General features: G+C 58.1%; 9 protein-coding genes and 1 tRNA gene. All 10 read right to left on the bottom strand.

What is annotated here, in order from left to right; all coding sequences use genetic code 11:
• Positions 1 to 125 precede the first annotated feature (125 nt).
• Entirely contained in the window at positions 126 to 989 is an 864-nt protein-coding gene (locus D9M09_RS16100) for an SGNH/GDSL hydrolase family protein (RefSeq protein ID WP_205602260.1), read from the bottom strand.
• A gap of 813 nt (positions 990 to 1,802) precedes the next feature.
• Positions 1,803 to 2,006: a phage tail protein gene (locus D9M09_RS16095; RefSeq protein WP_121669869.1), complete on the bottom strand. Its 204-nt coding sequence runs from the start codon at positions 2,004 to 2,006 to the stop codon at positions 1,803 to 1,805.
• Positions 2,007 to 2,170: 164 nt separating this feature from the next.
• Positions 2,171 to 2,257 (bottom strand) — tRNA-Leu (locus tag D9M09_RS16090).
• A gap of 95 nt (positions 2,258 to 2,352) precedes the next feature.
• On the bottom strand, positions 2,353 to 4,638 hold the full coding sequence (locus tag D9M09_RS16085) for a TonB-dependent receptor (RefSeq protein ID WP_121671117.1): 2,286 nt from the start codon (positions 4,636 to 4,638) through the stop codon (positions 2,353 to 2,355).
• 435 nt (positions 4,639 to 5,073) lie between these two features.
• Positions 5,074 to 6,807: a methyl-accepting chemotaxis protein gene (locus D9M09_RS16080; RefSeq protein WP_121669868.1), complete on the bottom strand. Its 1,734-nt coding sequence runs from the start codon at positions 6,805 to 6,807 to the stop codon at positions 5,074 to 5,076.
• Positions 6,808 to 7,119: 312 nt separating this feature from the next.
• Positions 7,120 to 7,509 carry a DUF4440 domain-containing protein gene (locus tag D9M09_RS16075; protein ID WP_070222956.1) on the bottom strand — a complete coding sequence of 130 codons (390 nt, stop codon included), beginning with the start codon at positions 7,507 to 7,509 and terminating at the stop codon, positions 7,120 to 7,122.
• An 11-nt stretch (positions 7,510 to 7,520) separates the two neighbouring features.
• Positions 7,521 to 7,733 (bottom strand): hypothetical protein, encoded by a 213-nt coding sequence (locus D9M09_RS16070; protein WP_070222955.1) that lies wholly within the window; start codon positions 7,731 to 7,733, stop codon positions 7,521 to 7,523.
• A gap of 86 nt (positions 7,734 to 7,819) precedes the next feature.
• Positions 7,820 to 8,323 carry a DUF2939 domain-containing protein gene (locus D9M09_RS16065; RefSeq protein WP_162995723.1) on the bottom strand — a complete coding sequence of 168 codons (504 nt, stop codon included), beginning with the start codon at positions 8,321 to 8,323 and terminating at the stop codon, positions 7,820 to 7,822.
• 125 nt (positions 8,324 to 8,448) lie between these two features.
• Positions 8,449 to 8,895, bottom strand: a complete 447-nt coding sequence (locus tag D9M09_RS16060) for a DUF2939 domain-containing protein (protein ID WP_070222953.1) — start codon at positions 8,893 to 8,895, stop codon at positions 8,449 to 8,451.
• A gap of 36 nt (positions 8,896 to 8,931) precedes the next feature.
• A complete protein-coding gene (locus D9M09_RS16055; protein ID WP_121669866.1) occupies positions 8,932 to 9,624 on the bottom strand; it encodes a hypothetical protein in 693 nt (230 codons plus the stop codon).
• Positions 9,625 to 9,678: the final 54 nt, after the last annotated feature.

Below are 9,678 nucleotides of genomic sequence, written 5' to 3'. Positions count from 1 at the left end.
CGGAATTTACAGACAAGGAAGAGTTACGCGTAGATGCCGCACCTCGGCCAGCACATGCTATTGGGCAAGATACAAGAGGATTTTCTGGTTTTGAGGAAGCCTCCATACCTTTCTTGAACTAGTTATCACTTAGGTGCAAGTCCATCGCCTTGCAATATGGGTAGCCACACATTGTGCGCAATTTTTTCGAAACCCGTCGACGTTGGATGAAGCTCGTTAGCCCAGTCGTCGTCACCTAAGGTGCCGCGACTATCGACAAGACGAACGCGGCCGGGATAACGAGCGACCAACCCCTTCAACCGCAAAGTGAACTCGTCGATCAAAAAACGGATGCAGGAATCCTGCAGGTGGGTAGGCACGTTTGCGACTACTAGCGATGCTCGCAGCCATTTGCTTTCGGCACCAAAGATGCCGATACCTGTTGGCCGAGCATAGTCGTAGTTATGTAAATAGATCTTCGTTGGTCCGGTTGCATTTTGCGTCGTATTCCAAGTTGCACCAATTATCTTGTCGATAAGAGCGATGAAGCTTCCCGTAACTTTATTTAAAAATCGGTTCAGGCTTTGCTCGTCATCACCGGATCGGTAGCAAGCTTCAGCCGAAGTACAGGCGGAGCAGTCTTTTAGCAGTAGCGGGCGCATATCGGATAGGCCGGCGAAGTCGTTCCCTCCACCGCTTATGAAAACAGCCGACAAAGAATCCCCATGTAGTTGTAATGCGGTCTGGATTCTTCTTTTATAGGTTCCGTAAACATAATCGTAGGCTTCGGCACCGTTATTTCCGTGAGCTAGAATGTAATGTTCCTTTTTTTCAACCAAATTTCCTAATTTGCTTAATAATGAGCCACCAGGAAGAGGATACCAGAACCAGCTGTCGCCGATTGCCAATATTGACGGCTGATGAAAATCGTTCTGCATCATGGTCTCGTCCCAATAAACATTTTTGTTGTGCATGATAATTTCTCCAGTATGAACCATCTTTGAATTCATGCTTAGGATTCTTGCTGGAAAGCGGACAGATCCCTAAGCATTACGAATATTTTTTTCCTCTGGCGATGAGGTCGAGCAGGTGAGAGTGTGCGAAACGCGCTTATGAAATTGTGTGATAATTTGTATTTTGTATTTCATCGGTATAAGAAATGGTGTCTGATTCTATTGGTTGCTTCGGTGCGTCTTCCTTAATTGGCTGAGTAAATTTCTCAATCTGACAATTTGATGCTAAATTAAATTTCATTCCGTCATCAGTTTTTTGAAACTGTGACTGTATATAATTTTCTTTTTGAAGGATTGTTAAGATTGGCTCTCTATTAGTCAGCAGAGAGCTAATTAGGTTCATTTTTTTGGATTCGAATGGCACCGCCGGCCTTGACGCCGGCGTGAGGCTGCTTGAACAAGCTGATGGTGCTCGCCAGCTCGTCCTCGCTGGCTTTTATCGCCGCCGCACGGCCATGGTCAGCCGCTTTTCTAGAGAGCGTTTGACGTCACTCTGTGGGCGGTGACGGCGGCGATCACGCCGGGGCAGGGGGCAGGGCGTCGTCCTCATGGTCGTACTCCACCACGTCGCCGTCGGGGTAATGCTTCGTGTGGATAGTGTCGTCGGACTCGCGTGCCTCAGACGCTTGCGGATACATCGCCGCGTAATCACGCCGCGCGTTAGGTGGTCTCTCGGGAAAAGACGATCAACTGTTCGCCCATGGTCCGCACCGACTAGGTGGGCGTGCTGTCAGCGTGCCGCGCGGCCCATTTCAGCAGGGGGGACGTCGTACTGCTGTCAGAACTTGTCCCGGTAGGGCGGCATGTGCTTTATCTCGGCAGGATGCTGGATGTCCAGGCAACCGGCCTCGCCGGTTTGACCGCGATGCGCTCGGTCAGGTTCAGCTTGATCGAGATATCGACTGTTTCACGGTTGTTGAATTCGAACTTGAAGGCGATGCCGTGCTTGCGCGTTTTCTCATTGGTCATCAGGTCGAGCTGGTGAACTTTCAGCCAGGCTAGCAGGGCCACCATGATGGCATCGCCCGCGCTATCACGGCGTAAATCTGGCGTAACCGCTAGAGGTTTTTGTCGGGTTTACTATGCATTAGCAGGAATCTCGGGACGTAAAAAAAGCCACTAACCCGTTGATTTTATTGGGTTTAATGGCTTTTTTGATGTTTCTGAATTCTGTGCGCTGGTGCCCGGAGCCGGAATCGAACCGGCACGCCCTTACAGGCGGGAGATTTTAAGTCTCCAGTGTCTACCAGTTTCACCATCCGGGCAGCGCGGCGAGATTCTAGCACAGGTGATGTGTATTACGCCATCTTGTGCCTGAGCGATGGGCCAGCATCAATGGCCTGTTATCAGCTTCCCGCCATCAAAACACTGCCTTGAACTGCACCCCATACGTGCGCGGTTCGTTGACGATGCCTGTCAGGTTGTCGAAATCGATCGCGCCCAGCGACTGGATCTGGTTGGTGATGTTGCGGCCGTACGCGGAGAGTTCGTATTTGTCCCATTTGTAGCCGACGCGCAAACCGCCTTCGAGCAGTTCCTTGGCCTTGTATTCCTTCGCTTCATACAGGAAGAAGTTGTAGCTGGTGCGGTAGGCCCAGTCCGTGTAGGCGTAGAACTCGCCATTGGCGAGGGGGATGCTGTACTTTAATGTGAAGTTGGTTTGCCATTCCGGCGCGCGCGGCAGCGGGTTGCCGTCGATGTAGGCCGTGCCCTTGAACGGGCCCAGCGGGTCGGTCACGGTGCAGCCGCTGGCCGGGTTGTTTTGCGCGTTGCCGCAGCTTTGCACGAACAGCTTCTTGTCCTGGATTTCCGTGTGGTTGTAGCTGCCGCCCAGGGTCATGCTGAGCGAATCGCTGAGGTTCGCCTGGAAATCGAGTTCCACGCCGCGGCCCGTGGCCTTGTCTGCGTTGATCAGCTGGTTCATGTTGACGGCGCCGCTGCCGGCCGTCAGTTGCTTGTCCTTCACGCGGTACTGGAATATGGCCAGGCTCAGGCGCGCGCGCTTGTCGAACAGGTCCTGCTTGATGCCCGCCTCGACGGACAGCGCTTTCTCGGCGCCCGCAAACGAAGGGCGGTCGGCCAGGCCGTTCAGGCGTCCCTGCATCGACGGCGCGCGGTAGCCGGTGGCGATGCGCGCGTAGGCATTCGTTTCCGGCGTCAATACATAGGTGCCGCTCAGGTCCCAGCTGACGTTGTGCGAGGTGTCGTGCAAGTCGAAGGGGCCGGCCGTGGTCGCTTCCACCCGCTTGGCGGAGAAATCCTTCTTGTCGGTCGTGTAGCGCAGGCCGGCGCGCAGTTTCAGGGCGTCCGAGACCGTGTAGTTGAGCGAGCCGAAGGCCGCGTACGACTTCGAGCTCTGGTTTTGCGTGGCGTAGTTCGGGCTTTGCGGGTTGCCGGGCGCCAGGCTGTTGAAGCCGATGCTGTCGATCTGGATATCTTCCTTGAAGTAGAACAGGCCGGCTATCCATTGCAGCGGGCCGCGGGCAGACGACTCGGCGCGGAATTCCTGCGAAATCTGCTTGTGCTTGGGGATCACGTCGGCCGTTTCCACGACGAACGGGATGAAGCCGGGACCCATCGGCGGCGCGGACACGGCGCCATAGCCGCCGTCGACGTCGGCGCGGCTGTAGAAATCGAGCTTTTCGTAGCCGGTGATCGAATGCAAGGTGACGCCGGGCAAGTCCCATTTCAGGCGCATGCTGGCGCCCTTGGTTTTCAGGTGCTGGCGGTTGATGCCGTCGGTCGGGTAGTTGTCGTAATCAAATCCGTCGACGAGGTCGTTCGTGCCCTGTTTCAGGATATTCGCGCGGAACAGGGTGGCCGTGCCGTCGAGATTGCGCGCGTGCACGTTGAACAGGGCCGTGAAGTCGCGCGTGGGCTTGACCAATACCTGCAGGCGGGCGGCGCTGTCTTCATAGCCTTCGAAGTCGCGCGTGCCGGTGGGGCGCGGGTTGTGCACGCGGTCGTCGCGGCGCTGCGTCTGGCCGGAAAAGCGCAGGGCCACCGTGTCGCTGACGGGCACGTTGAACGCGCCTTCCAGGTTCTTCATGCCATCCTTGCCGAAGCCGCCGCTCAGGTAGCCTTCCGTCTTGAAGACGGGCTTGGCGGAATCGAACTTGATCACGCCGGCTGGCGAGTTACGGCCGAACAAGGTGCCTTGCGGGCCGCGCAGCACTTCGACCTGGTCGACGTCAAACACGGGAAAGCCCTTGAGCATGGCGTTTTCCTGCACCACGTCGTCCATCACCAGGCCCACCGGCTGCGAGGCGTTGAGGTCGAAGTCGGTATTGCCCAGGCCGCGAATGTAGAAACGGGGGAAGGTACGGCCGTAATCCGATTCGACGGACACGCTGGGCGAGCGGCTGTTGAGGAAGCGGATGTCGGCGCCGCCGGCCGTCAGCGTGTCGAGCTTGTCGCCTTTCAAGGTGGCGATGGACATGGGCACGTCCTTGATGTTTTCCGCGCGCCGCTGCGCCGTCACGATCACCGTTTCCAGCTGGCCAGGACCGGTCTGTGCCGCCGGGACGGCAGGCGCGTCGGCGGCTGGCGCCGGGACGCTATCCTGTGCCATCGCCTGCAGCGGAAAGGCGGCGCTGATTGCCAGGGCAATCAGGGTGTGGCGTACTGTGCTGGCATGCGGTGTCATCATGAAACGGCTCCTGTCGGTCAAGGTTGTTGGGGGCATGCAAGCTGGCGCTGGCCAGCTGAACGAAAAATCATGCTAGCACGGGAAATTTTGGTATTCATGCCATTTTCCAACGATGGCTATTCATATCCGTTTCGACTCAATACGCGAATAAAATCGTATTTGTCGTCACTATCTGGCGGGTGCATAGTGGAGTGCCGGCAGGCTTGTGCGGGAACAAAATAGGCTGGACAAGACGACGCGGTTTCCTGCGGCGGCGCAAAAAAGCATGCGCCATTTCGGCGTAGTAGCGAGATCCGGGGCGGCACAAATACAACAGTTGCCGCGGATTTTTTATGTGAGGGGCGTGTTGTTGCAACGCGACAGGGGAGGCCGGCTGCGGCTCTCCCCTGTGCGTGTGAAGCGGGGCATGCGTGGCTGCATGCCTGTACGTGCTTAAAACTCTTCCCAGTCGCCGGCCGTCACGGCTTCCGCTTGCGCCGCACGGGGTTTTGCCGGTGCGGCCTGGCGCTTGGCGGGGCTGCTGGCCGCTGCTGCCGGTACCAGGCGCAGCGGCTTGTGGCTGGCGCGTGCCGGTGCTGGCGCCGGTGCGGGTGCCGCCAGATGGCTGTCATGCGTCTTGAAGATGCTCACGGTTTCCACCAGGTGGCTGGCCTGCTCGCGCAGCGATTCGGCCGCCGCCGCCGCTTCTTCCACCAGCGAGGCATTTTGCTGCGTGACGCTATCCATCTGGGTCACCGCCTGATTGATCTGCTCGATTCCTGCGGACTGTTCCTGGCTGGCCACCGTGATTTCAGCGATGATGTTGCTGACGCGGGCGACGCTGGCGACCACCTCGGACATCGTCGTGCCCGCTTGCGCCGCCAGCCTGGAGCCCGCATCGACGCGGCTGACGGAATCGTCGATCAGCGCCTTGATTTCCTTGGCTGCGCTGGCGCTGCGCTGGGCCAGGCCGCGCACTTCGGTCGCCACGACGGCGAAGCCGCGGCCCTGTTCGCCGGCACGTGCCGCTTCCACGGCGGCATTCAGGGCCAGGATATTGGTCTGGAAGGCGATGCCGTCGATGACGCTGATGATGTCGACAATCTTGCGCGACGATTCGCTGATCAGGTCCATGGTGCCCATCACTTGCCCCACCACGGCGCCGCCCTTGCTGGCGACGTCCGATGCCGTCGTGGCCAGCACATTGGCTTCGCGGGCGTTTTCCGCATTCTTGCGCACGGTGCTGGTGAGCTCTTCCATCGAGGACGCGGTTTCTTCCAGCGAACTGGCTTGCTGTTCCGTGCGCAGCGACAGATCGCTATTGCCGCTGGAAATTTCCGCGGCGGCAAGGGAAACGGTGTCGGAATCCTGGCGCACGGACGACACTACCGTGGTCAGCGACTCCTGCATGCGCTGCAGCGCCGACAGCACGCTGGCGGTATCGTGCGGTGCAACGTTGAGTTTGCCTGTCAGGTCGCCGCCGGCCAGCAGGCTGACGGCGTCGCACAGCTGCTTCGGTTCTGCGCCCAGCGCCTTGAGCAGGCTGCGTGTGATGAGCCAGCCCGCCAGGGCTGCCAGCACGATGGACAGCAGGCTGGCGCCGATGAGAATATTCCTGTTGAGCGTGTAACGCTCGTTGTCTTCCTGCAAGATGGCGGTAGAGCGCTGGTCCGTTAGGGCGAAATATTCATCGCTGGCGGCGACGAGGGCGGCCAGCAGCGGGCGGCATTCCTCATTCATCTTGACGATGGCCTGGTCGGTTTTCTTTTGCAGCGCCAGGTCCACGATAGCCATCGCTACGGGAGAATAGCGTTTTTCGATGCCGTCTATCTTGTTGACTATGGCGCGCACTTCATCCGATACCTCAGGCTGCTGTGTCAGCTGCAGCAGATGCTGCATGTTCTTGACGACCTCGGCCTGCGCCTGCAAGACCTGTTTGCGTTCGATCTCCAGGTCTTCCGGCTTGGTGACGAGCACCAGATTCCTGGCCGCCACGGCACGCATGTCGATTGCGTCACGTACGCGGTGCGCCGTATTGGCGCGGGCGGTGATGCCGTTGACATACTGGTCAAAACTGGCGTTGAAGTTGGAAAAGCTCCGCACGGACAGGATCGATATGCCGATGAGGAAAAAGACCAGCAGGCCGAAAGCCAGAGTGAGCTGGGTGCGTACGGTGAATTTGTCCATGATGTCTCTCCAAAATACGTGGTGATGATTAGAAAGGGGGCTTGCGTGAGACCGGTGGCAGGCGCTTGCCTGGCGACGGGTCGAGTCCTACGCAGTGCTTTTCTATCCAGAACACGGATTCGTGGTGCAAGGATGGAATTAATTTAAAAAACCGATTTCAATAATTTATTTGTTTTATTTATTAAATTCATTGTTGCACAAAAAATTCATTAAATCAATGATATTTTGCGTGTCAAAAAACAACTTTTCGGCATGGATGCTGGTTCCTGCGCCGTTTGATCGGGCGCAGGACAGTATCTTCGGGGAGGTGGATCAGCCGGGAATGGGCGTGCCCTGGTGAAAAATCATTTGCCAGCGGCCATCGCGCCATTTCCACAAGGAACTGCGCAAGCTGGCGCTGGCGGGCAGGGTGCCGTTAGCGTGGCGTTGCGAGCGGTAGGTAACCAAGGCAACATCGTCGGCCAGCAAGCGGGCCTGAAAATCGTGGATGCTGCGCTGGCAAAAGTCTTCCACCGGCAAGTCCGCCAGGGTTGCCGCGCGCGTCCAGAGATTGCCCGAGCTGCCGAACTCGACGAAGTCGTCAGCCAGCAGGGCCGCCAGCCTGGCCCTGTCGGCGCGCACCGCCTGGCTTTGCAGCGCCGCTTCCAGCGCCTGCAGCTGCGCCGCCAGGCTGTCCTGCTGAGTATCCCGCGCGTCATCCATTGGCAAGATCTTCAGATAGGAAATGCGCCCGCGCCCGATACATTCAGGCAGGCGACCTTGTCGCTGGAAAAGTACTTGATTTGTCCCAGGCCGATGGCGTAGCAGCCGTCGCTGAGCGGGGAAATGGGGCCGGTGAGTTTTTCACCGCCGACCAAGGTCACCACCCAGGGCGTGGTGGCCGGTTTGCCCGCGTGGGCCAGTGCGTGTTGTACCAGGTCTGACATGCTGCCTCCGTTGGAAATCAAAATCCGATGATAGCAGTGTCCGGTGTCGGATAGCCGCTGGATTGACGACACGAAGGGCGGGCGCTTTACGCGTCGGCCAGCAAGTTCTTTGGCAGGGCCACCGATACCAGCTTCCAGTGCCACAGGCCGTCGCGCGTCAGGGTCAGTTCGCCGATATGGCTTTTGCTGTGGGCGCGCTGCACCACCACGCTGTTCCACGAGGTGTAGCGCAGCCTGTAGTCGGGCTTGGTGTTGCGCTTGCGGCCGCTGATGTCGCTGACCTTGGCGATCGGGTTTTCGTAGCGGTCATTGAGCTTCATCAATGCGACGATGCCTTCGGGCATCAGCATGGTGTCGAGCAAGGGATCGATGACCTCGGGATTGATATCGTCGGCCACTTCCGGCGCCGAGAACAGGGTGTGCAGTTGCTGCCCCAGGCTGCCGCGCAACCGGGCCAGGTCGATCTGCGCGGCCAGCGCCTGCGTATCCTCGTCCATGGTGGCCGCGCGGATCTTGTTCATGGTGAAGTACGGGCTGCCATAGAAGACGCCGGCCAGCGCGACCAGTACCGCTACAGCGAGAAGCATCATTCTTTTCATCGTGCAATCTCTCGGATGCCTGGCGACCCGGTGCGCCTGAGGTGTTGGCATTCTACATAATATTTCCCAAAATCAATATGACGGTTTAGGTAAGTGTTGTTTTAGATCAAGTTTCTTTAGAGTAATTCCGGCGGCAGGGTAATGTCCATCAGCTTCCAGTCCCAGATGCCATGGCGGCGCAGCAGAAACTGGCTGGCGGCGGGGCCGGCGCCGCTGCGCCGCAGCACCACTTCATTCCAAGAGCGGTACGCCATGCCGAAGTCGTGGCGCTTGCCATCAGCCCCCTGCTTGCCGTGCAAGATCAATACCGTGATGCCGGGCGGCGAGACGATGGTGTCGAGCATTTCCTTGAAATCATCGTCATTGGCCGTTTCGCCGCCCGCGCGCAGCTGGCGCGCCACGCTGGCGCGGATCGCAGGCAGGTCGGCCTGCTGCGCCAAGTTTTCCAGGCGCACGGATTTCGCCGCGATGCTGATGCGGTACATGGCGATGTAGGGGCTGACCCAGGTGAAGCCGATGGCGGCGACGGTAAAAATGATCGCGGTGGCGTACTTTCTTTTCATGCTATATCTGCCTGGATCGCAACTTGCCCGCGAGTGTCAGTAGCCGCCAATGATTTGGTATTCCAGGCCCTGATTTCCTGCGCTACGTACTTGGATCTTGATTTTCCTGAAGGTGATTTCCGCAGGAAAACTTGTGATCTCGAATGATAAATCTTGCGAAAACGACGGCCTTGCCAGGCTGCCCGCATACTCCCGGTAGGCAATGCGCAATGTCTTATTGCTGTAGCCCTGATATAGCAATTGTGAATTGATGGACCTGTCGATAGGTGCAGTTTCCACTCCCGGGCCGAATTTGATGCCGGGGCTGACGTCTTCGTGCCACCACGCCAGATCGCCTGCGATCATCACCTGGTCCAGCAGGCCATCATTGTTTCGGTCGGCAAAACAGGCATTCTTGGTCATTCCGGGCAGCAGCATATTGAATACCTGCCGTTCAGTGCAGTAAGCAGGTTTTCCCTCGACATCGGCGCGGTACAGGAAGTCGCCCTCGATGACGGCTACACGTCCGCCGCCAATCGACACGGCGCGTCCATCGTAAATCTGATAGCCCGTTTTGCTTGTGTATTGAAATGTGGACAACAGTGCTTCACCGGAAGTGACCTTTGAAACGACATTCAGTTGCGGATCATGGCCGATGCGTTCCATCGTGCGGGTGGTCTCGCGCACTTCCATGGTGGCGCACCCGCTGAGTACCAGGGCAGCGATGGCGACGCGGCATAACTTTTTCATTGATTTCCTTGTTTGTCTTCGAAGCGCTCATACGCAAGCAGGCGCGAGTAAGGG

The organism is Janthinobacterium agaricidamnosum (assembly GCF_003667705.1).
Lineage (GTDB): Bacteria > Pseudomonadota > Gammaproteobacteria > Burkholderiales > Burkholderiaceae_D > Janthinobacterium.
Note: the sequence above shows the minus strand (reverse complement) of the source record. Positions and strands in the feature narration are given on the sequence as shown.

Bases quoted from the DNA above. Each gene is read 5' to 3' on its own strand.
- D9M09_RS16100 (WP_205602260.1), bottom strand. From the start codon at position 989: ATGAATTCAAAGATGGTTCATACTGGAGAAATTATCATGCACAACAAA.
- D9M09_RS16095 (WP_121669869.1), bottom strand. From the start codon at position 2,006: ATGGTGGCCCTGCTAGCCTGGCTGAAAGTTCACCAGCTCGACCTGATG.
- D9M09_RS16085 (WP_121671117.1), bottom strand. From the start codon at position 4,638: ATGACACCGCATGCCAGCACAGTACGCCACACCCTGATTGCCCTGGCA.
- D9M09_RS16080 (WP_121669868.1), bottom strand. From the start codon at position 6,807: ATGGACAAATTCACCGTACGCACCCAGCTCACTCTGGCTTTCGGCCTG.
- D9M09_RS16075 (WP_070222956.1), bottom strand. From the start codon at position 7,509: ATGGATGACGCGCGGGATACTCAGCAGGACAGCCTGGCGGCGCAGCTG.
- D9M09_RS16070 (WP_070222955.1), bottom strand. From the start codon at position 7,733: ATGTCAGACCTGGTACAACACGCACTGGCCCACGCGGGCAAACCGGCC.
- D9M09_RS16065 (WP_162995723.1), bottom strand. From the start codon at position 8,323: ATGATGCTTCTCGCTGTAGCGGTACTGGTCGCGCTGGCCGGCGTCTTC.
- D9M09_RS16060 (WP_070222953.1), bottom strand. From the start codon at position 8,895: ATGAAAAGAAAGTACGCCACCGCGATCATTTTTACCGTCGCCGCCATC.
- D9M09_RS16055 (WP_121669866.1), bottom strand. From the start codon at position 9,624: ATGAAAAAGTTATGCCGCGTCGCCATCGCTGCCCTGGTACTCAGCGGG.